Below are 22,853 nucleotides of genomic sequence, written 5' to 3' on the forward strand. Positions count from 1 at the left end.
AAGGCTTGATACAGGTCCATCAACAAACCGCTGGAACCCTCATGGATCTGCATCAACGCCTTGCCCAATACAGCGGCCTGGATTGCCAGGTTGCCAAACGCTTTAGTACACGCCCAGCCCTGATCGAAGTCGCTAGCGCGATCTTGCGCGAGCAGTGGTCGGCACGGCGCCTCAGCGCCAAGCATGATCCGCTGAGCCTTTACCTGGTCAGTCAGACATCGGCAGGACGAGCCTGGATCCGCCCGCTGGCGCAGGTGTTGGTCGAACGCTACTGCCTGCGGCGCACACTCAACCTGATCGAAGGCGAAGACAGCCTTTGCACGCGCCAGGACGGTGACCCAAGCGCCAAGGTCATTATCGACCTGCACGGGGTCGAACTGCTGATCAACCAGTGCGCGCCATTCTTGCTGGAAGCCTACAAGCAGGCCCTGGCCAGTTACTGGAGCCGCTTCGATCGCAACGGCCAAACGCCTTGGGGATGGTATGCACAGTACCTGCAAGAACAGTTCAAGCTGAGCGTCGACGCAAAACAGCAGGATGCCACCTCGTCGCCAATTGCCATCAGCATTGCCCGCCTGGTGCAACAGTACCCAGACCACAGCCAGCGCCAGCTGCGACCCGAGGCCAACGCCTTGAAAGTTTCCCAGCTGGCAGTCGACTTTTCGCCCTTAGGCTTCATCGACGCGGACCTGGCCAGCGCCGTACTGATCGAAAACGCCAGTGCCAGCCCAGGGCAATCCGTCCACCTGCTGTTCACCCTGGGTTCGATTCTGTATCCGGTCACCTCGCGTGAAGCAATGCTCAAGGCCATTGCCAGACACTGGCCGGCCGAGGTAGCGGCACTGTCGCCACAAGTGACCATTACACCTTCGCTGGGGCAGGTGTTCGAAGAACAGGCCGCTGCCATGCTGCATCAACAATTACGCCTGATCGATCAATTGGCACCGCGCTACCAATCCAGTTATGACGCACTCACCCTGGGGCTTGACCTGGACCGCCTGACGGCGATGCTCGACTTGTGCAATGGCGCTGAGGCGCAGCAACGCCAAGCGCTGATCAATCGTTTGCCAGACTGGTTGCGCAATGCTCCAGCTAGCCAACTGATTCGCTACAGCACCCTGCTGCTCGACGTGGCGCAGGATTATCAGCACGCCAACGGCACGTTCTGGTTGCACGATGTCGACACCGCGGAACAATTCGCCAATCGAACGATGGCCGCGCGCTTTGCCCTCGACCACCCTGGCAGCACGCTCGACCCTGAGCGGGTCAAGGTGGTCAACTACCAGACCATCGCCGCCGCCACCCCGGCGCAAGGCGCGCCACTGATCACAGGAGAGGTACGCAGGGTCGAGCTGTCGTTGGCGCAGTTGGCCATCGGTAACCTCGGCCTGCTCAAACCTGGCCGAGTGGAATTGCGCTCTAACAACGACCAGGCGCTGCCAAGCTGGATGAGCGAGGCCTACCTGCGCACCCTCATCAGCCAGCTCGATATCGCCACCCGTTATCCGCAACTGCTGGCAACACTACTGCTCAATGACCCTGTCAGCCGCCAGGAACGCGAACGCCTGCTGGGCAACCAGTTGCGCTCGCAACTGCCAAGCCTGGCCTTGGAGTTGCACCTGCGCGGGCAAAGTATCAGCGCAGATGCACCTGAGCGCATCGCTCAAGTCTTCGCCCCCGCCGGAGTTGATGAGGCGCCGAACTGGGTACTACGCCCGCTAGGCTTCATCAAGGAGACCGGAGCCAGCCCGGACCGACCGATGAACGCCTGGTTGATCGAAGCCAGGCAACCCGGCCAGACACCTTGCCTGCTGTATCGACCGCTACACCCCCAGCCGTTGCTGGAGTTTGCCGACCGCATGGCCCTGTTCGTCGCCATCAGCAGCCCCGGCGAACTGCAAAACGACCTGCTCCAACGGCTGCCTGCGGAGGATCGCAAGTACTATGCCCATGGCGGTTTTCTCGAGCCGCATCTGTTTTACCCACTGGCAGACACCAGCGCAGTACCGTTCAGTACGCCGGCGCCGGTCAGCCTGACAATGGATGACCCCGTGATGCATCCTGAACAGGCCCTTTATAAAGCCTGCGTGGACGAATCCATCCAACGTTTTCGCGAGCATTCCAGCACCAGTGCGCAAAGCCGCTGGAACCGCTGGAAAGAGCTTGGCTGGCTGCTGTTCAATACCCTCTTGCCGCTGGCCGGGGAAACCTTGGGCCGGGCGGCCTGGCTGGTGCAGATGGAAGTCGCCCTGGCCGATTACGTCAACCTCGAACCACAAAGCGACCCAAGTGATCAGCGTCTGGCGCTGGTCAATCTGCTGATCAATGTCGCCACCCTGTTGTTCTCACATTCAGTACTGCGCCTGCGCCTGGAAGAGGATCCGCCACCACGCTTGCCTGTCAGTGAGCCAGCGCTTGCCAACCCGCCTGCGGCCATCGAACAGACTTCACCCCTGCCGCCAGTGCTGGACTTCAACTGGTCCCGCCCGCATCAGGGGCTTTCCCCAACTCAACGCACAGCCCTGCAACAGCTGCAGAGCCCTCTGACCTACCACGAGCTGGGTCCGGCGATCAGCCATGGCCCACTGCGGGGGTTGTACCTACACCAGGGCAGCTTGTGGGTGGTCCTTGAAGGCAAGGTCTACGGGGTCATTCTGGACGCTGAACAGAACCAGGGGCGTATAGTCGGACAAACCTCTGCGCAGGCGCTTGGCCCCTGGCTACAACGCGACCCGGTCGGGCGCTGGCAATTGGACCTGGGCCTGCGCCTGCGCGGCGGTATGCCGCTGACAGAACGCCTGCGCCAACGCAATGAACGTATTGCTCAACAGTGCGAGGCCATCAATAAGCAGCTCGACGACGACAAGGCCACCTCAGTATTGATGGACAAGATGTTGAAGGTGGCAACCGACCTTGCAACCACCTCCGCTGCCAACAACGCTCTGACCAGCAGCCTGGAGACCACCCGCAACGTCTCGGCCTTCTGGTCCGAGCATGTGCGCCATGCCGATGCACGCAATGCCCTCGCTCCGCTGCGTGATTATGCAACCCTGCGCGCCCATGGCCTGCGTCAAGACAGCCTGTGCCTGCAGGTCATCGAATTGATCTTGCGCAAACTCTGGCGACCGAAGAGGGAGCAACTGCTTGGCTTTGCCCGGCGCCAGCAGGCCGGTGAAGAGCTGACCGCCACTGAACTTGGTCAGGCGGGCGATTGCCTCACTGAAATGATGCCGTTGCTGGAAGAGCGGATCAGTAACCTCGATGCACTGGGCGTTCGCCAGCAGGAATTAGGCAAGATGGCCAGCCGCACCCGTTCCGATATCGCCGAAGCTCATCGTCAAGCTTGCCACGTCAACGCAGGCCCCGAAAAAGCCCTGTCACTGCGCTTTCTACGGCTGGAGGCGTTGGTCAATCGCATGATTCTGGTACACAGTGTGATCAACTACGACGCCGCCTTTTGGCTGCAGCGCTGCTGGACCAACTTGCAGCTGGGCATCTCCCAGCGACTGAAACTGTTCGAGCGCACTGACCTGAGCGAGGAGGTGCAAGTCCGATTGCTGCGCAGCATCGACCAACAGTTTCGCGCCGCCAAACGGCAACTGGGAAACCTCACCGTTCTGTACAAGGATGCGCCGCCAGCCATTGCAACCCTGGGGCAACTGAACAAAGCGCTAGAGTCGATCCTGGAAAAACTCGGTCAAGACTTGGGTGAACTGCCCAACTACCCGCCGACCAACAGCCTGGCGCAACTGCGTCACCAATTACCCGGTCTGATCGAAACCAGCGAGCATGGACTGTTACTCGGCGATCCAAGCGCCGAAGACAGCAATGTCGTGGACATTGCCGGCCTTGAAGGCCAAGGCCCCACACAGACTTACCGGCTGGAGCAAGGTGCCTGGCGCGAAGTGACCGCGCCTGTCGCACCAACGCCAGACAATCGCCAACCACTGGCGCAGTTGCTCACACAAAGCACCAGCCTAATGGCCGATGCGCGCCAGCAAGTAGCCAAGCTTGAGTTGCCCAGCGCCAGCAACTACCTGCCAGTCGAGCTCGAAGAGTTGGTACAGCATCAGCGCGACAGGTTACGCAGCCACGTCGCTGCCATCGAACAACGCCTGACCGAGCACAATCAAGTCGACGAGGCGCACCAGGGCCTAAGCGCCACCCAAGTGACCAAAGCGCTAGACCGCCTGGCCAGCCAATTCGAGCAACAGGCGCTCGCCCTGCGCACACGTGCAGCACTGGCTCAGCCGCCTCGCATGGCCGAAGTGCAATATCTGGTCGACCACGGCCAGGTGACCATAAGGCGCATTCCCGGGCGTAGACACTTGGCCAAGATCAAGGGCAGGCCTGACGACTTTCTCGACGAGTACGCCATCGAACACCAGGAGCGCACCCTGTGGTATGCGCATTTTCACTACGCAGCCAACAGCACGGCCAAACCGCAGTTCACCGCCGGCCATTTGAAAACTGCAGCACAGCGGCATATCGCCGGGCAGCAGGGCAAAGATCCGGCCACCGGCAGGCAGGTTGCCGTGTACCGCGCACCGATAACATCTGCTGCGGCGCAGAAGTACTTCTTCGACACGTGATTCTCAGGCAGGGCGTGCCAGCGCCCTGCCCTTGCTCAGAAGCGGCCGGTGCAAGCGAAGCCATTCGCAGGTCCCCAAGCACGTGGTAAGTGACTACCGCCGCCACCGGCCGCAGCAACGCTTTACTGCAGCTCCACTTCAACGGGAGCTTCGCTCATGGGTCTGATAACCCAACAGCTAATCAACAAAAGTGACTTTGGCTGCACGCTGACCGAGCTATTCAGCGACTGTCCGACCTTGCCTGATGTAGCCACGACCCTGCTGGTCGAGCAGTGGCGGGCTCGCCGCTTAGGCAGTCAATCCCCAGCGCAGTTGCTGCTGCGCAGCAGCATGCCTAGCGCGAGCCAGGACTTTATCCGACCGCTGCATCAACTGCTGATCGAGCGCTACTGCAACCGTGCGTCTATACACCTGGACAGCGCCCAGGATGAATTGATCGAAACCGCCAATGACATCAATACAGTCGCAGTGGATCTATCCGCGCTGGAGCGTCTGATCAATGACTGCGGGCCAGTGTTGATCGATCATTACAAGCAAGCCTTGGTCGACTACTGGAACCGCGCAGACAGCCATGGCACAACGCCTTGGCAACGCTACAGCGGCTACTTGCGCCAGCAGCTGCTGACCAGCATCGGACACGCCCGCCGTTCGCTGTCGCCGCAAGCAATAGAAATGGCAGTCGCACTGGCGGCATATCCTTGCGCTGAGTCCCGCCAACTCGCCCACTCTCGCGCCCTGCGCCTGTCAGTACTTTCGGTCAGGCTCAGTCCGGGGCAGCGCCTGGGCGAGTTGGCCAGCGCCTTGGTCATCGAGCCGAGCAGCCACTCTGAAGGCCGCCAATCCGCGCTGCTGTACAGCTTGAGTGGCCGACTGCTGGAGTTTGAGTCGATGCAGGCCCTACTCGACAGCCTCGGCCGGCATTGGCCTGAGCTGACCATCAAACATCCCCAGTTGTATCTCAGGTCGGTGCCAGGCCATGCCCTCGATGCTCAGGCAAGCCATATGTTCGAGCAACAACTGAATTGCATCGACACTGTTGCTGAGCAGTGTGACCAGCGTGACGCGGTGCAGCGCCTGAACTTGAGCCTGACCTACCTGACCTCGATGCTGGACTTGTGTCCGGATCAGGAGCAGCTAGGGCTGGAGGAACTTGCCAAACAGTTTCCCGACTGGCTGCGCAATGCCAGCGAAGCGTCGCGTGATCAGTACGCAGGGCTACTGGTCGACATCGGCCAGGCCTACGATAGCGCCAAGGGTGGGTTCTGGCTCGACGGTGTCGATGACGCCGAGTTGTTTGCCTACACCCGCCTGAGTGAACGCCTGTTGCGCGACCACCCCGACAATACCCTGCAGCCGTGGAACCTGCAGGTGATCAATCACCAGACCGTCGCTGCAGCCCTGCCCAACGGTAACTTCGATGGCAACGTAACGCCCGTCACCTACACCCTGGCGCAGCTGGCGATCGGCAACCTGGGCTTGCTCAAGGCAGGTCGAGTCGAGCTCAAGGACAAGTCAGGGCAGGCTTTGCCGAGCTGGATGAACGAAGCCTACCTGCGCACGCTGATCACCGAGCTGGACATCGGCAAGGCCTACCCCGACATGCTGCAGCGCAGCCTGCTCGATGACGACAGGGAAAAGTCCAGGCGCAAGCACCTGCTCTCGCAGCAACTGCGCGCCCAATTACCAGCTGCTGCGCTGGAGTTGCACCTGCAGCAGAATAAACTCACGCTCGATGGTGTCAGGGTCGTGCGCAGGTTGTTCGCCCCACTGCCGACTCAAACAGCAGTGCCGTTGATCCAACCGTTAGGTTTTCTAAGTGAGCCTGACGTGCCAGCCGATCTGGCGCGCAATGCCTGGCTGATCGAGCCAGACCCAAGCGATGGCGCCACCCTGTGCCTGCTCTACCGGCCGTTGCATGCCCAGCCCCTGCTGGAGTTCTCCGGACGTGAGGCATTGCTAGCGGCGTTGGCAGCTACAGGTGATTTACAGACCGATATACTTGATCGCCTGGCAGAATCGGTGCAGTCCATCTATGCCAATGGCGGCTTCCTTGAGCCAAACCTGCCGCACCTGCGCCTGACCAACTTCATCCTCCCCTATGCCTACCAGCGGCCAGGCCCGGTCACCCTGGCGCAAAGCGCAACTGCAGGCGAGCTTGCCGAGGCAATCTACCAAGGCTGCGTGGCCGAGACCATCGAGCATTTCAAACGCCACGCCAGCACCTCAGCACAAACCCAGCGCCAGCAATGGCAACAGTTGGGCTGGCTGTTACTCAATCTGGTACTGCCGCTAACTGGCGGTATTGTGGCGGCGACCGTGTGGGTAGTGCAGGTCGGCGTGGCCCTGCGTCAGTACCTGCAAACCGACGCCAAGCGCACACCCAGTCAGCATCGCGTTGCGCTGGTCAACTTGCTGGTCAATGTGGCACTGGCAATATTTGCCTCCACGAGGCCAAGCCTGCGCCTGAAAAGCTCACCCGACCCTGCACTGAGTGAACCTGCGCCCAACGCCCTCGCACCAGTGACGGTGACCGCTCAAGCGGCCGACCAGGCAGTCCATCAGCCACTGGCGATGGACTGGGCGCATACCGACCCGATCCTCGACAAGCCGCAACGCGAAGCCTTGGCTCGCCTGCGCGCAGGCCGCAACCGTGAAGCGTTGGGCGAGCCAATCGAGTCGGGACACTGGGCTGGCCTGTATCAAACCGACGATGAGCACTGGGTGGTGCTAGGCCGTGACGTCTACCGGGTCAGCCTCGACGAAGATCTGCAACGGCCACGTATCATTGGCGCGACCGATGAGCAAGCGCTGGGGCCGTGGCTACATCGCAACAGCAGCGGGCATTGGCAGCCAGATCTGCGTTTGCGCCTGCGCGGTGGTATGCCGCGTAGCACTAGCGGCCGTGCCCGTCTACAGCAGAGCAGGCTTACCCTGGAGACGTTGAGAGCCACACTCGATCGCGACCTGGCTACCGGCCGCGATTACATCATGCGTCTAAACGTACTCCAAGACCTGCTAAAAGCCGACGAGCGCGAACCGTCCCTTCGCCGCAATCTGGCCTCAATAGACACCATCGCTCAGTTCTGGGACAAACATGTGGCGGATATCAAGCGCTATATCGACCTGCAGCCTGGCGCACGCTTGCAATCACGCCTGTCGCTGACATTGTTCCAACAGTTCGCCAGCAAAGTTGTGCGCCATTCTGCACTGAGCACGTTGATCGACCTGAAGATGGTCGAGTCCGCGTTGCAGCACCTGGAGCACCCCCACGACCTGGCCGCAGCGCTTGAGCGGCTGGAAGAAACACCCGAGCTGACCAACCAACTGGTGAGTAACGGTGACCGCCTGCGCGATACCCTGACCGAGCTGGAGCGCCTGGCAAGTCGTTACCACGAAGGGACCGAGAAATGGCTGGCCACCGCGCGCGAATGCTTGAAGGTCCCGATTGACCAAGTGACCTTGTCCTCACGCCTACGCCGCATCGACAGCGCCTGGCGCCGGCTGCTGATGCAGCCCGAGCTGTCCGACCGGGCGTATTACCTGCTGCGCCGTGGCTGGAAGAACCTGGACCTGGCAATCAGCCAACGCCTGCGGCTGTTCGCGATGCCCCAGGCCAGCGAAGAGCTCAGCGCCCGCTTGCTGCATGACATGCATAGCAAGCTCGGCGTGGTGCAAAGTGCCCTGGACAACCTCAAGGCGGAAATACTCGGCAAGCCAGCTGCCCAGTCAATTCTTGCGCAATTGCAAGATGACGTACGCTTTGCCTCCACCAATGTGAACAGTGAGCTTGAAGACTATCCGCCGCTCAGCACCGTGGAACAGCTGCGTCAAAAGACCCCTGGCCTGATCGAAACCACTAGCCACGGGCTGCTGTTGGGGCAGCCGCGAGCAAGCGACGCCTCTTTGGTCGACATCCTCGATGAGCACCAACGGCCGCTGATGACCTTCCACAACGAGCTGGGCGAATGGGTACAGTCCAAGGAACCTGAACCTGAGAGAGGCACGGCCCCGGTGACACCAGTACCGGCGCAGCGCCTGGGCGAGCTGTTCGGTAATGCCGAGGAAATGATGAGTGGGGCCCAGCAAATGCTGAGCTTCATGCAATCCAAAGCCGCGGAAAACTTTCTGCCGGTGGAGATCGAAGAGTTGCTCGAACTCAAGCGCGAACCGGTGGCACGCCTGGAGTCGACATTACGTCAGCGCCTGGCCGATGAGCCTGGGCTGGCGCCTGCTGACCTCAGCAGCTATACCCAGCGCCTGGATACCCTAGCTGAGCAACTGAACGCGCTGCTCAGGCGCAGCGAAGAAATCTGCACCAAGGCCATTGTCAGGCATAAACCACAGATGTCTGGGCTGCGCTACCTGATCGACCGCCAACAGGTACGCATCCAGCTGGTCAAACGGCGCAAGGAGCTGTCTGCTGTGCAAGGTCGGCCGCAGGATTACCTGGATGAATACGAGATCCTGCGCGACGGCAGGCCACTGTGGTACGCCCATTTTCACTACCGCAGCCGTCTGGATGAAAACCCAGACTATGTCGCCGGCCACTTGAAAACTGCTGCTCAGCGCAGCATCCGCGGGCAAACGCTCACCGACCTGAACACGCAAAAGGTCGAGTTCGTGTACCGTGCGCCGATCACCCGAGCCGAAGCGGTACGCTACTTCTTCGCGCCTCACGCGGATGCCAGCAACCTATAAAAACCTGTAGCTGACGGGCGTTGCCAGGCAACGCCCTTCACCTATGATCAACGATCCTTGAACTGCGCCTCGCGCTTGGCAACGAAGGCCGCCATGCCTTCTTTCTGGTCTTCGGTGGCGAAGGCGGCGTGGAATACCCGGCGCTCGAAGCGCACCCCTTCGCTCAAGGTCACTTCGAAGGCGCGGTTGACGCTTTCCTTGACCATCATGCTGACCGGGATCGATTTGCTGGCGATAGTCGCGGCCACTTTCAACGCTTCTTCGAGCAGCTCTGCCTGCGGCACCACGCGCGCCACCAGGCCAGCGCGCTCGGCCTCTTCGGCGCCCATCAGGCGACCGGTCAGGCACAACTCCATGGCCTTGGCCTTGCCCACCGCACGGGTCAGGCGCTGGGTGCCGCCCATACCCGGCAACACGCCAAGGTTGACTTCCGGCTGACCGAACTTGGCATTGTCAGCGGCCAAGATGAAGTCGCACATCATCGCCAGTTCACAGCCGCCGCCCAAGGCAAAGCCAGATACCGCAGCGATGATCGGCTTGCGCCGATTGGCGATGCGGTCGGCGTCGCTGAACAGGTCATCGACGTAGATCTGCGGGTAAGTCAGGTCAGCCATTTCCTTGATGTCGGCGCCAGCGGCGAACGCCTTGACAGAGCCGGTCAGCACCACACAGCCGATGTTCGGATCCTTCTCCAGCTGGTCCAACGCCTGGTTGATCTCACTGACGATCTGCGCGTTCAGTGCGTTCAACGCCTGCGGGCGGTTGAGGGTGATCAGGCCGACTTTGCCGTGGATATCCAACAGGATGGTTTCAAATGACATGCAGGCTGCTCCTTCAAAGATTGCGCGCAATGACCATGCGCTGAATGTCGCTGGTGCCTTCGTAGATCTGGCAAACCCGCACATCGCGGTAGATGCGCTCCAGCGGGAAGTCGCTCAGATAGCCATAACCGCCCAGGGTCTGCAAGGCATCCGAACAGACCTTTTCGGCCATTTCCGAGGCGAACAGCTTGGCCATCGAGGCTTCTACCAGCGCTGGGCGCCCGGCGTCGCGCAAGGCCGCAGCGTGCAGCACCATCTGCCGGGCGACGGCAATGCGCGTAGCCATGTCGGCCAAGCGGAAGGCCACCGCCTGGTGCTCGATCAATTTTTTGCCAAAGCTCTGGCGCTCGTTGGCGTAATCACGCGCCACTTCGAATGCGGCGCGAGCCATGCCGACCGATTGCGAGGCGATACCGATGCGCCCGCCCTCAAGGTTGGCCAGCGCGATCTTGTAGCCCTCGCCCTCCTCGCCCAGGCGATTGGCCAATGGCACGCGCACATCATCGAAGACGATCTGACAGGTATCGGAGGCGTGCTGACCGAGTTTGTCTTCAACCCGCGCCACCTGATAACCGGGTGAATCGGTGGGCACGATGAATGCGCTGATGCCGCGTTTGCCCGCTTCAGGGTCGGTCACGGCGAAGACGATCACCACCCCGGCGTTCTGCCCGGAGGTGATGAACTGCTTGCTGCCGTTGAGCACGTAGTGCTCGCCATCGCGCCGCGCCCGCGTCTTCAGGCTGCTGGCGTCGGAGCCGGCCTGCGGCTCGGTGAGGGCGAACGCGCCGAGCATCGCGCCACTGGCCAGCGGCGCGAGGAACTGCTGCTTTTGCTGCTCTGTGCCAAATTTGAGAATCGGTACGCAGCCCACCGAGTTGTGCACACTCATGATGGTCGAGCAGGCGCCATCGCCCGCAGCGATCTCTTCCAAGGCCATGGCATAGGCAACATAACCGGTGTCGCTGCCGCCATATTGCTCAGGCACCAGCATGCCAAACAGGCCCAGCCCGGCCATCTCGTCAATCGCCTCGCGGGGGAAGCGATGCTCCTTGTCCCATTGCTCGGCGAAAGGCTTCAGACGCTCCTGGGCAAAATCACGTACAGCGTCGGCAATCTGTTTTTGTTCGTCAGTGACCAGCATGTTTCACCTCAGTACAGGCATTCGACCGCGATGGCGGTCGCTTCACCGCCGCCGATACAGATCGCCGCGATGCCACGGCGCAGGTTGTTCTGGCGCAGCGCCGACAGCAGGGTGACCAGGATGCGCGCACCAGACGCGCCAATCGGGTGGCCCAGGGCGCAGGCGCCGCCATGGATATTGACCTTGGCGTGCGGCAGGTCCAGGTGCTTCATGGCCGCCAGGGTGACCACGGCGAAGGCTTCGTTGATCTCGAATAGATCGACCTCGGCCAGGGTCCAGCCGGTGCGCTTGATCAGCTTGTCGATGGCGCCGATTGGCGCGGTGGGGAACAGCGCCGGAGTGTCGGCAAAGGCCGCATGGCCATGGATCACCGCCAGCGGTTTGAGGCCACGTTGTTCAGCCTGAGAGCGGCGCATCAGCACCAATGCTGCGGCGCCATCGGAAATCGAACTGGAGTTGGCCGCAGTGACCGTACCGCCTTCGCGGAACGCCGGACGCAGTTGCGCGATTTTGTCCAGGCGCGCCTTGGGCGGCTGCTCGTCATCACTGACCAAACGTTTCTGCTTGCCCTCAGTGACTTCCACTGGAACGATTTCAGCAGCGAAACGACCATTCTGGATAGCCTGTTGAGCGCGGGTCAGCGACTCAATGGCAAAGGCATCCTGCGCTTGCCGGCTGAACCCACCACTTTGCGCGCAATCCTCGGCGAAGGTGCCCATCAGCCGGCCTTTGTCGTAGGCGTCTTCCAGACCATCCAGGAACATGTGGTCGATGATCTTGCCGTGCCCCATGCGATAGCCGCCGCGGGCCTTGTCCAGCAGGTACGGGGCATTGGTCATGCTTTCCATGCCGCCAGCAACCACCACCTCGGCGCTGCCTGCCAGCAGCAGATCATGAGCCATGATCGCCGCCTGCATGCCTGAGCCGCACATCTTGTTCAAGGTGGTGCAAGTAGTGCCTTTATCCAGGCCTGCGCCCAGTGCCGCCTGGCGCGCCGGCGCCTGGCCGAGGCCTGCCGGCAGCACGCAACCGAACAGCACCTGCTCGACGCTGGCGGCATCGATGCCTGCGCGCTCGACAGCGGCCCGAATCGCCGCAGCACCCAGCTGCGGCGCGCTCAGGCTTTTCAGATCGCCTTGCAGGCCGCCCATGGGCGTGCGCACGGCACTGACGATAACAATCGGATCGTTGGCGAGGGTCATGAGCAATTCTCCTTACTTGGCAGCCATGCGCAGGGCACCGTCGAGGCGGATCACCTCGCCGTTGAGCATGCTGTTTTCAATGATATGGCGAGCCAGCGCTGCATACTCGTCAGGGCGACCCAGGCGTGGCGGGAACGGCACCCCGGCGGCCAGCGAGTCGCGTACTTCCTGGGTCATGCCGGCCATCATCGGGGTTTCGAAGATGCCCGGGGCGATGGTAATCACGCGAATGCCAAAGCGCGCCAACTCACGCGCCGCAGGCAGGGTCAGGCTGGCGATGGCGCCCTTAGAGGCGGCGTAGGCGGCCTGGCCGATCTGGCCGTCATAGGCGGCAATCGAAGCGGTGTTGATGATCACCCCGCGCTCGCCATCTTCACCCGCCTCGCCCTCGGCCATGGCCGCAGCGGCCAGGCGCAGCAGGTTAAAACTGCCGATCAGGTTGACGTTGATCACCTTGGCGAAGCTGTCCAGGCCATGCGGCCCGTGCTTGCCGAGAACCTTTTCAGCGCCGACGATACCGGCGCAGTTGATCAGCCCGTGGAGGCTGCCAAAGGCGCTGACGGCAGCGTCCACCGCAGCCTTGGCGGCCTGTTCGTCGCTGATGTCGGCGACCGCGTAGCGCGCCTGCTCACCCAGCGCCTGGGCCTTGGCCGCTACCGCTTCGGCGTTGAGATCGACCAGCATTACCTTGGCGCCGGCTTCGATCAGCATCTGTGCGGTCGCCGCGCCCAGCCCGGAAGCTGCGCCGCTGACGATGAAGTGTTTGTTGGCAATGTGCATGATGAGGTTTCCTTCAGGCGCTGGCGGTTGCTGCCAGGGCTGCTTGTTGTTTGGCGATTTCCTGGTTGCGCAGGATGAAGCGTTGCAGCTTGCCGCTCGGGGTCTTGGGCAGCTCGCTGACGAATTCGATTTCACGCGGGTAGGCATGGGCATACAAGCGCTGGCGCACGTGCTGGCGCAGGGTCTCTTCCAGTTCAGGGCTACCCTGCACGCCGCTGGCCAGCACCACGAAAGCCTTGATCAGCTCGGTGCGCTCCGGGTCGGGCTTGCCAACCACTGCGGCCTCGATCACTGCCGGGTGTTCGATCAGCGCGCTTTCGACATCGAACGGACCCACCCGATAACCGGAAGTGGTGATGACATCGTCACTGCGCCCGACGAAGCTGATACTGCCGTCAGTATTGAGCTCGACCGTGTCGCCACTGAGGTAGTACTTACCGACGAAACTTTTGGTCGGCAAGCCGTGATAGCCGCCGAACCAGCACAACGGCGACTGCTCGCGGTCCACCGCAAGGATGCCGGGCACGCCGGCAGGCAGTTCGTTGTGGTGCTCATCAAGCACGACGATGCGGTGGCCGGGAATGGCAAAGCCTGCAGAGCCCAGGTGCACCGGATGGGCCAGGCCATGGTGGTTGCACAGGACCATACCCAGTTCGGTCTGCCCATAGTGATCGTGAATGGTCACGTCGAGCTCATCGGCGAACCAGCGGATAACCTCGGGATTGAGCGGCTCGCCAGCACTGCTGACCACCCGCAGACGACCCTTGATCGGCGCGGAGAACTCGCGCCCAGCGGCGATCAGCAAGCGATAAGCGGTGGGCGAGCCGGCCAGGTTGGTGATGCCGAGCTTGTTGATGATCCGCGCACAGCTCTCGACGCTGAACGGCCCATCATAGAAGGTGGTGGCGTGGCCCAGCGCCAGCGGCCCGGTGACCGCGTAATACAGGCCATAAGCCCAGCCTGGGTCGGCCAGGTTCCAGAAGTTATCCTCAGGGCGCAGCTCGATGGCATCGCGCATGTAGCCCTGGAAGGCAACGATGGCGCGCAGCGGCACCTCCAGCGGCTTGGCCGGGCCGGTGGTGCCGGAGGTGAACATCAACAGGAACGGATCATCGCCCCGACGCAGCACTGGCTCGCACTCAGGCTCGGCCGTCGCCAGCAGTTGCTGGAAATCAGCATCGCCGGCACGCGCATTGACGCTGATGATCGACGGGCAGTCAGCCACCTCATCGAGTTTGGCCCGGTTGTTGGCATCGGTGATGACCACCTTGGCCTGCGACTGCTCCAGTCGGTGCTCGATCGCCTTGGGCCCGAACGCGGTGAACAGCGGCTGATAGACCGCGCCCAGGCGCCAGGTGGCCAGAATCGTGATCAGCAGCTCAGGGGTGCGTGGCATCAGCCCTGCGACCCGGTCACCGGCAATGACGCCCTGGGCCTTGAGTACGTTGGCAAAGCGCGCAGCCTGCGCCTGCAGTTGCTCGAAACTAAAGCGCTGGCCATTGCCATCGCGATCTTCGTAGATCAGGGCAAGGGAGTTGCTGCCGGTGTGTCGATCACAGCATTCGACACAAGCATTGAGGGCGTTCAGATTGCCGTGCAAGGCCGCCTCTGCGGCCTTGGCGTGTTCGAACGAACGGACGGCCTCGGCGTAATCGCGCATCGTCAGACTCCTGGTTTCTTATTGTTGGAGTAGCACCATCGGTCTGACGATGTTGTCGCCGCACGCCGTTCGCAGCAATGGCCAAACCGCTCAATCGGGATGAGCGGTTTGGCCGCTATGACGCAGGTTCAATCGGCTGGATGCCAGCTACGCATGACCTCGCTGGTCAGTTTCAAAATCAGGTCAGCCTCGGCCTGCTTGAACGCCTTGGCGATTTCATCACTGCGTTTGAGCAGCTCACCTTCCGGTAAACCTTGCAGTGCCTCTTGCTGAATCCAGAACGGCTGCGCGACCTGCTCGAACTGCGCTGCGTGTTCGCGGCGCAAGTAATCGATCCAGAAATCCCGCTGGCTGATGTAGCTAACCAAATCATTGGTGGCTGACGCCCATCTCACCTGTGCGGCGGCGTTGCTTAACTGCTGCTGAGTCACTCCGGCAATCTGCCCGAACTGCATCGTGCGCGGCTGGCCCGGTAGGTTCAAGGTACGGGCCAGACCAATGCGATAAGCCAAGCTGACTTCAATTTCATCCACCCGCTCACGCCCACGCGTGGCGGCGTCTTGCTCTGACAAGCCAGTACTACGCAGCCTATCGGTTTCCATGGTGATGCGCCGTTCGATGTCCAAATGGGCAATACGCTCGACTTCGTCCAGCCGGAACAGACCCCGCGCCAACTCCAGCAACGATAGCTGTTCACTCGCCGAGCTCGCCTGGGCCACCAGCATGCGAATCTCTAATCTGCTGAAACACGAGATCAAGCGATCCACACACCCCCGCGCGGCGGCCAGCTCAAATACTTCGGCGCGTAACACGCTGTTATCGCTGATCGCCGCAAGCAAGGCCCACACCCGCCGACTCAGGTCCTGGCGGGCATGCTGAAAATCGCTGGTATCCGTCAATAGATCGAGCAGGCGGAAGAACTCTTCACTGTTGGCCTCTGCACGCAGGGCATCCCAGCGTGCTTTGCCCTCTGCGCGCTGGGCCTCTTGCAAGGATGCAAGCCATGTCTGCCTGACTTGCGAAGGCTCAACAACGGCAGGCTGCACTATCTGTGGCGCAGGCTCAGGGGCGTACAGGCGCTCACGAACATCGACCGCCAGCGGGTTGTTGCGCAGTTCCAAGGCTTGTCGGGTTTGCGCAGAGGCCGTAAGCAAGGTTTCCGGCACCTGAGCGATCTGGTTATCACGAAGATCGGCCAACTCAAGCATCCCACACCACTCCAGCCCCTCGGGTACACTTTGCAGACGCGTCTGGCGCAAGCTGAGTTCGCGCAGACGTGATAGCTGACGAAACTGCAGACTGATTGCACCCAGTGGATTGAAACTCAGGTCCAAGGTTTGCAGCCTATGCAGCTCACGAATGGTATCGGCAGACGTCTGGGTCATGCGAATCCGATTGCGCGCCATGCGCAGCTCCACCAGGCTGGTCAACTGCGCGATATCATCAGGGATGCCAGTTAGCGCGTTACTGTTCAGATTGAGCCATCGCACACGAGAGAAGCAACGCAAGAATCCAGTAGGAATGGTCTGAAGATTCAACCCCACCATAATCAGGTCTGTCACGTGGCCAAAGTCGGTATTGGCCGGCAAGGTCGGGAGACTTGCGATATCCAACCCAATCAGGCTCAGGCGAACACCGGCCAATTGCCCGGCTCCGTTGAGCAACCGTTGCCCCTGAAGCTGCCAACTACGGCGTAATTCAGTCGCAACGTGTCGGCGTCGGGTGTACCGATTGGTAGCACGCTCTTGCTGCACCCATTCCTCCAGCGATTGGTCAAGCTGGCGGTACTCCTGGAACTGCTGAGTCAAGTTGAGATAGGCGGTCTCAGGATTTTCCAACAGCAGTGCCACGAAGCGATCAAGGTCACGGTCGTTGAAGCTCGGATAAAGTGTACGCGCAGAGCGCATTAGCAGACGCCGCGAAGGATGCCCACCCTCGCCGCGACCACTGAGCAAATACCCAAGCCGCCCATCGGCCAGTCGCTGCATAGGGCTGTGCCATGGTTTGATCTTTGCCATCCCTACCAACTGCGCAAGCGCCGGATTCCCCGAGGGCAGCCAGCTGCGCAGATCATTGATGATGCGCTCACGGGCCGTGGCCCCCTGCCATTTCAGGCGCGTGCAATCAGCAGCGGACAGAAGCGCAGCCAACGCCTCTGGCAAGCCTTCGGGCTCACTCAATTGCAGTGGGTGTTTAAATCCATCCCGGTTGTAGCAAAGAAAACGCCCTGCGCGTCGCACCAAAATCGCACTGACCTTGCGCGGGTCGTTGTCCGGATACAATCTGGCCAGTAACGGTCCGGTATCGGATTTGTCCCGCAATTCCAGATCTTCTGGCCCGGTCAAGGCGCCATACTGACGCAACAGAGCGAACGCCAGTTGTACGGTCCCTGGTTGATAGCTGGCGTCCAGGTACAAGCCTTCACGCATGCGCGTCAGTTGCGCCAACTGCAAGTGCGCACGCGCCTGCTCGGCAACCGCCAGAGGGACGCGGTGTTGCGTGAGCATGCACTGGCGCTGCTCATCGGTGGCAAGCTTGAGCACGTCCAGTGCGTAGGCGCTTGGTAATCCTTTGAAATGTTTCTGGATCAGGCTCAGCAGCGGGTCTTGTGGCAGGTACTTGACGCTAAAATGCTCGAACAGTCGCTCGCCAAGCTCAGCATCATTGTCGAGAAAATCAGCCTTCTGCTCCTCGACCGACAACGCATCGAGCTTCAAATAGTCGCTGCACCAGCCAAACAGCTCCAGGTCATAATCTTGGCCGTCGGCCAACTGCTTGAAGAACGCTTGGACCCGTGCATCCACGGCAAACCGCTCCAGGGTATCGCGCAGAGTAATCGGCATTGGCCGGTTTTCTACCAATAAGCCGCGCAAGTAGTCTTGATCGACATCGGCGACTTTCAAAATGTGCTCGACACGTGCTGCCGACAAGCTAGCGGCGGGCGGCCATAGACGCCCCAGCAACAAACCTTCACCCTGCCAGGCAAGCGGTTGCTCGCTCGTCAAGCGCCAGCATCGCTCGCCGTTGAACTCAAGCAAAGGCCCAAAACTGGCCTCACCTTGGGGGTGGACTAACTGCCAAGCACTGCGCTTGGGCACAGGCCTGACCCTATAGTAGGTATCACCATTTCGCCACCAATGGCCTGTTTGATTGGCCAGCAGGCCGTTATCGAGTGCCATCAGGTCGTCGGGCGGAGCAAGGACGGCATACGGGCCTAGATCGCCCGACCACAGTCGCGGCCGACCCGCGTCGTTCTCTATCGGCAGCAGTTGGTCAACCACAGCGCTGCGCTTGAAAGCGCGCGCAACCAACGTCGCGCCGCCCGCCACTGCAGCCGCCACCACCACGGTCTCGGCAACCCCGAGCAAGTGCTCGATAGCTTCGTGCTGATGCCCTTGGCTCCAGTCCCAAACACCTTCACAGAACTGTGACACGGTCTGCCCAACCAAGTCGGCAGCCAGCAGTGCACCGACAACCGGGACGAAAAGGCCGGCTAGGTTGAGTAGGTTCCCCCCGACCATTTGCAAGTTGCGCAACTGGTCGGCGCTGGCACGGGCATTGATCTGCGCGGTCGGTACCGCAAGAAAACGCGCATTGTCTCGGATGCGTTGCACCTGTTGCTCGGCCAAGGTCTTGAACAGCGGGTCGTGGATTACCTCGCAGGAAGCCGTAGCATCCGTCTGTGGATCCTTTAGACGAAGCTGCAACAATCCCAAGAAGCTTGCACGCTCCGATAGGTCAATTCGCCGACTGAATCGCTGTTGGTAACCCTCTTCACGCAGCAGTGTGCCAAGAGCCAGGCTAGCTTCACGCCAAGAGGTGAAGGCCCGCAGCGATTGCTGGCGATCACCAGGTAAGTACAGGATCACCCCCTCCACGCTGATCTGCGGCACACGTCCTGGAATGGGCACGATCCCTTGCCGCTCGAACGCTAGAGCCCCTTCGACACGACAGTCCAAGACTTTCAGGGCTCCGGCATGTACCCGGTCGCTTTTCGCATGGGTGGCAGGTTGCCCGTTGACTACCCGACGTAGCATATCGATGTCGGCTGAAGACAACTGCTTCTTCAAGAACGCAACCTCGATTGCCAACGCCAGTTGCAGGCGTTTGTCCTCGCTCAGCGCAGTGAGTAAGCCTGGGGTGAAAACGGTTTTCAGATGCTGCTGGTACTGCCCACCGACATCTACTTTCCGACAAAGATTGACCAACTCCGTGCTGTCGTTGGTCAGCACCTGCTCCGCCTCACCGGTCGAGCTATCGGCTGGATAAACCAGGGCAGTCTGCTCAAAAAACGCTTCACCCTGTTTGAAATTCTGCAGAAAGACCTGCACAGCTGGCGTACGCACGAAATACGATCGGTACTCTTGCGGGCCGCTTGCATCCGCGCTCAGATGACGCCGCTCCTCACGCCACTGGGCCTTGTCGAGGTCGACCGACAGCGATAAGGAGGAGGAACGCAACGCCTGCTGTAATAGCGGCCTGGCGAAGCTGTTCGGGGGCTGCAGCGCGGCTAGTGCCGAGTGAACCTGTTGTTGGCTGCGCACATGATTGTCAAAGCTGCTGCGCAGCGCCTGAAACTGATTGAAGCTGGCCTTTTTGAGCCAATCGGGCAGCGTATGGACGATGAATGCATCAGTTGCCCGTTGAAATTGGGTATCGGTGTTGTTCTGTTCCATGATCAGCACTGTTCGGTTGATGAACCACCTAGAGTGCGGTGCTTCAACATCCTCGATCAGCGGGAAAGCACACCGCCTAGGGCAGCTCGTCCCCACGGCTATGGACCAGGCTCCGATAGTGCCCTGGGTTGCAGCCGAACCACTTGCGAAACGCCTTGTAGAACGAGCTGCTATCAGCGAAGCCAAGACGCTCGGCAATGTCCCCCAGGCTCGGCTCGGCCTGTGCTAGCCAAGCTATCGCCAGCTCTCGACGCACGCTGTCTTTGAGGCCCTGATAAGTCTGCCCCTCTTCGGCCAATCGCCGGCGCAAAGTGGCGCTGGACAGACACAAGTGCCGGGCCAAGCTGCCGGCGTCTGGCCATTGCGTCGGATCCAGGCCTAGCAGGTCAGCGCGGATACGCCTGGCCAGGCTGGCCGGATCGCGATATTTGACCAGGATATTGCCCGGTGCCTCGGCCAGGAAACGCTGTAGTTCCTGCGCCGAGCGCTTGATGGGCAGGTCCAGGCAATCGCCGGTAATGATCATGCGCGTGCGCGGCCGGCCAAATTGCAGGTTTTCCGAGAACATCACCCGGTAATCGTCGCAAAACGGCGGCTCAGCGCAGCGCAGGTCGATCGCCAAAATCGCAATGCGTCGCCCGGCCAGCCAGCAGGCCACGCCGTGCACGATCATCCAGAAGGTGAAATAGGTAAATGCCCGGCGCGGCTGCTCGCACGGTTCATTAACCACGATCTCGGCCAGGCTCTGCTGACGCACCAGGCTCGGTTGCAGGTCGTCGAGCATCAACGAAAGAAAGCCCAAGGCAATCTCCAGCCCCGCCCCCAGGCTCGGCTGGGCCATCGCCGCGCGGGTCATGAAGGCCAGGCTGCCATTGGGCAAGCCGCGCCGGTCCATGGCGAAGAACTCATCGTTGCAGCGCCGCGCCAATAGCCGCCAGAGCCTTGCATAAGCTTGCGCAGAAACCCGCGCCTCAGGCAGTTCCAGTTGCGCTGGGTCGATGCCGGCGCGCAGCAACACGCCGGTGTCGGGCTGGCCCGCCGGGCAGGTCTGCAACAGCGCTTCACGCACCAGTTGCATGGAGATCGTGTCTTTCTCGCTCATCGGCCGTCCAGCGCCAGGTTGCTCGGAGTCGGCCATCTTAGGCCGCTGCGCGGTATTCGTCAGCATGGCTCAAAGATCCGTGGCCAGCCCCAGAAAAGCCTGGATCAAACGCAGCTCGCGGCGTCGTTCCAGGCAACCGATCATATGCCGGTTGACCAGCCCTGCCCCGCTGATCGGCCGCGCCACTACCCGTGGGTCGTGGGCCACTTCAACCGACGAGACGATGCCAATGCCAAGCTCGGCGGCGACCGCCTCGGTGACCGCCTCGCGGCTGTCCAGTTCGAGCAGCACCCGCGGGCTGACCTTGGCCTCGCCACAGGCCTGATCGAAGGTGCGCCGAGTGATCGAGCTGGGTTCGCGCAGGACCATGATCTGCCGATCGAGATCGGCCAAGGGCAGCTCACCCTGATCGTCGGCCCACGGGTGGCCGACCGGCAACAGCGCGCACAGGCGTGAGTCGCCCAGGCTTTGCAGGTACAAGCCCTTGCGCGGCTCGACCTCGGTCAGCACCGCCACGTCGGCATGCTCCGAAAGCAGCGCCGCCAAGGTTTCCTGGGCATTGCCCAAGCGCAGGTTGACGGTGATACCAGGGTAGCGGGCACGCAGCTGGGCGAGCATCGGCATCACCCGGTGCGGACCATCGGCGGCAACCTCCAACCGTCCGGTCAGCAACTGGCGATTGGCTTCGAGCATCGCCTGCGCCTCTTCCGCCAGGCCGAACATGGCCCGCGTGATGGCAGCCAGGCGCGTGCCCTCTTCGGTCAGCTCGACCCGGCGCGCGGTCCGTCGCAGCAAGGTGATCTGGTAGTGCTCTTCCAAGGCTTTGACGTGTCCGGTCACTGCCGGCTGGCTGATGAACAAGCGGGCGGCGGCGCGGGTGAAGCTGCCTTCGCGGGCGACAGCATCGAATGCACGGAGCTGGAACAGGTTCATATTTATCGGCCTGACTTATGGCTGGCATAACGACAAACAATTTGATTGATGGCAAGGCCAATTGCAACCTAGCACCCGTAGTTTCAGCACCACTTTTCGGCTGACCACCTGCTGCTTGCGAGGAACTCCGGTATGAGCAACGCCCCTATCCTGCTGACCCCCGGCCCACTGACCACCTCCGCCCGTACCCGCCAAGCCATGCTGGTGGACTGGGGCTCGTGGGATCGCGACTTCAATCAACTGACTGCCAGTGTCTGCGAGCAGCTCCTGGCAATCCTCGACGCCAGCGCCAGCCACCACTGCGTGCCGCTGCAAGGCAGCGGTACCTTCGCCGTGGAAGCCGCCATCGGCACCCTGGTGCCGCGTGACGGCAAGGTCCTGGTGCTGATCAATGGCGCCTATGGCCAGCGCCTGGCCAAGATCTGCAAAGTGCTGGGGCGCAACTTCAGCACCTTCGAGACCGCCGAAGACCAACCGACCACCGCCGAAGACGTCGAGCGCCTGCTGGCAGCCGATCCGGCCGTGACCCATGTGGCACTGATCCACTGCGAGACCAGCACCGGCATCCTCAATCCGCTGCCCGAGATCGCACAAGTCGTGAAACGCCACGGCAAGCGCTTGATCATCGACGCCATGAGTTCCTTCGGCGCGCTGCCGATCGATGCGCGTCAGGTGCCGTTCGAAGCGCTGATCGCCGCCTCCGGCAAGTGCCTGGAAGGCGTACCGGGGATGGGCTTCGTGTTCGCCGAGAAGAGTGCCCTGGCTGACGCCGAAGGCAACGCCCATTCGCTGGCCATGGACCTCTACGACCAGCACAGCTACATGGCCAAGACTGGCCAATGGCGCTTCACCCCACCGACTCACGTGGTCGCCGCCCTGCACGAAGCCTTGCAGCAATACAACGAAGAAGGTGGCCTGCCGGCGCGTCATCAGCGCTATTCGGACAACTGCCAGACCCTGCTCAAGGGCATGGCGGCGATCGGTCTGAAAAGCTTCCTGCCGGCTGAAATCCAGGCGCCGATCATCGTCACCTTCCACGCCCCCAACGACCCGCGCTACCAGTTCAAGGACTTCTATGAGCGGGTCAAGGCCAAGGGTTTCATCCTCTACCCGGGCAAGCTGACCCAGGTCGAAACCTTCCGCGTCGGTTGCATCGGCGTGGTTGGCGCAGACGGCATGCAGGCCGCCGTCGATGCCGTGGCCCAAGTGCTACGGGAAATGGAAGTGCTGGACATCTGACTTCGCCCC

The 22,853-nt window shown here is 61.4% G+C and carries 11 protein-coding genes; 3 read left to right on the forward strand and 8 right to left on the reverse strand.

Annotation, left to right across the window (positions count from 1 at the left end; all coding sequences use genetic code 11):
* The first annotated feature begins 41 nt into the window (after positions 1-41).
* Both AAZU54_RS19625 and AAZU54_RS19630 read left to right on the forward strand, forming a co-directional pair.
* Entirely contained in the window at positions 42-4,592 is a 4,551-nt protein-coding gene (locus AAZU54_RS19625) for a hypothetical protein (RefSeq protein ID WP_434727540.1), read from the forward strand.
* Positions 4,593-4,748: 156 nt separating this feature from the next.
* Entirely contained in the window at positions 4,749-9,290 is a 4,542-nt protein-coding gene (locus AAZU54_RS19630) for a hypothetical protein (RefSeq protein WP_434727541.1), read from the forward strand.
* Positions 9,291-9,337: 47 nt separating this feature from the next.
* On the opposite strand, the gene AAZU54_RS19635 is transcribed toward AAZU54_RS19630, so the two are convergent.
* From AAZU54_RS19635 to AAZU54_RS19670, 8 genes are all read right to left on the reverse strand, one after another.
* Positions 9,338-10,111, reverse strand: a complete 774-nt coding sequence (locus tag AAZU54_RS19635) for an enoyl-CoA hydratase (RefSeq protein ID WP_434727542.1) — start codon at positions 10,109-10,111, stop codon at positions 9,338-9,340.
* A 13-nt stretch (positions 10,112-10,124) separates the two neighbouring features.
* Positions 10,125-11,252: an acyl-CoA dehydrogenase gene (locus tag AAZU54_RS19640; protein ID WP_434727543.1), complete on the reverse strand. Its 1,128-nt coding sequence runs from the start codon at positions 11,250-11,252 to the stop codon at positions 10,125-10,127.
* An 8-nt stretch (positions 11,253-11,260) separates the two neighbouring features.
* Entirely contained in the window at positions 11,261-12,454 is a 1,194-nt protein-coding gene (locus AAZU54_RS19645) for an acetyl-CoA C-acyltransferase (RefSeq protein WP_186555757.1), read from the reverse strand.
* 12 nt (positions 12,455-12,466) lie between these two features.
* On the reverse strand, positions 12,467-13,234 hold the full coding sequence (locus AAZU54_RS19650; RefSeq protein WP_434727544.1) for an SDR family NAD(P)-dependent oxidoreductase: 768 nt from the start codon (positions 13,232-13,234) through the stop codon (positions 12,467-12,469).
* Between the two features lie 13 nt (positions 13,235-13,247).
* Positions 13,248-14,894 (reverse strand): acyl-CoA synthetase, encoded by a 1,647-nt coding sequence (locus AAZU54_RS19655; protein WP_186555755.1) that lies wholly within the window; start codon positions 14,892-14,894, stop codon positions 13,248-13,250.
* A gap of 128 nt (positions 14,895-15,022) precedes the next feature.
* A complete protein-coding gene (locus AAZU54_RS19660; protein WP_434727545.1) occupies positions 15,023-19,756 on the reverse strand; it encodes an NEL-type E3 ubiquitin ligase domain-containing protein in 4,734 nt (1,577 codons plus the stop codon).
* On the reverse strand, positions 19,647-20,672 hold the full coding sequence (locus AAZU54_RS19665) for an AraC family transcriptional regulator (protein WP_186555792.1): 1,026 nt from the start codon (positions 20,670-20,672) through the stop codon (positions 19,647-19,649). The genes AAZU54_RS19660 and AAZU54_RS19665 overlap by 110 nt, the downstream gene beginning before the upstream one ends.
* A 69-nt stretch (positions 20,673-20,741) precedes the next feature.
* Complete coding sequence (locus tag AAZU54_RS19670) at positions 20,742-21,605, reverse strand: LysR substrate-binding domain-containing protein (protein WP_312152844.1); 864 nt, start codon at positions 21,603-21,605, stop codon at positions 20,742-20,744.
* A gap of 132 nt (positions 21,606-21,737) precedes the next feature.
* Here AAZU54_RS19670 and AAZU54_RS19675 point away from each other — a divergent pair, with 132 nt between their 5' ends.
* Positions 21,738-22,844, forward strand: a complete 1,107-nt coding sequence (locus tag AAZU54_RS19675; protein ID WP_312152842.1) for a 2-aminoethylphosphonate--pyruvate transaminase — start codon at positions 21,738-21,740, stop codon at positions 22,842-22,844.
* Positions 22,845-22,853 lie beyond the last annotated feature (9 nt).

Source organism: Pseudomonas sp. Je.1.5.c (genome assembly GCF_051129895.1).
Taxonomy (GTDB): Bacteria; Pseudomonadota; Gammaproteobacteria; order Pseudomonadales; family Pseudomonadaceae; genus Aquipseudomonas; species Aquipseudomonas urmiensis.

Coding starts and splice junctions, on each gene's coding strand:
- AAZU54_RS19625 (WP_434727540.1), top strand. CDS start 42: ATGGATCTGCATCAACGCCTTGCCCAATACAGCGGCCTGGATTGCCAG.
- AAZU54_RS19630 (WP_434727541.1), top strand. CDS start 4,749: ATGGGTCTGATAACCCAACAGCTAATCAACAAAAGTGACTTTGGCTGC.
- AAZU54_RS19635 (WP_434727542.1), bottom strand. CDS start 10,111: ATGTCATTTGAAACCATCCTGTTGGATATCCACGGCAAAGTCGGCCTG.
- AAZU54_RS19640 (WP_434727543.1), bottom strand. CDS start 11,252: ATGCTGGTCACTGACGAACAAAAACAGATTGCCGACGCTGTACGTGAT.
- AAZU54_RS19645 (WP_186555757.1), bottom strand. CDS start 12,454: ATGACCCTCGCCAACGATCCGATTGTTATCGTCAGTGCCGTGCGCACG.
- AAZU54_RS19650 (WP_434727544.1), bottom strand. CDS start 13,234: ATGCACATTGCCAACAAACACTTCATCGTCAGCGGCGCAGCTTCCGGG.
- AAZU54_RS19655 (WP_186555755.1), bottom strand. CDS start 14,894: ATGCGCGATTACGCCGAGGCCGTCCGTTCGTTCGAACACGCCAAGGCC.
- AAZU54_RS19665 (WP_186555792.1), bottom strand. CDS start 20,672: ATGAGCGAGAAAGACACGATCTCCATGCAACTGGTGCGTGAAGCGCTG.
- AAZU54_RS19670 (WP_312152844.1), bottom strand. CDS start 21,605: ATGAACCTGTTCCAGCTCCGTGCATTCGATGCTGTCGCCCGCGAAGGC.
- AAZU54_RS19675 (WP_312152842.1), top strand. CDS start 21,738: ATGAGCAACGCCCCTATCCTGCTGACCCCCGGCCCACTGACCACCTCC.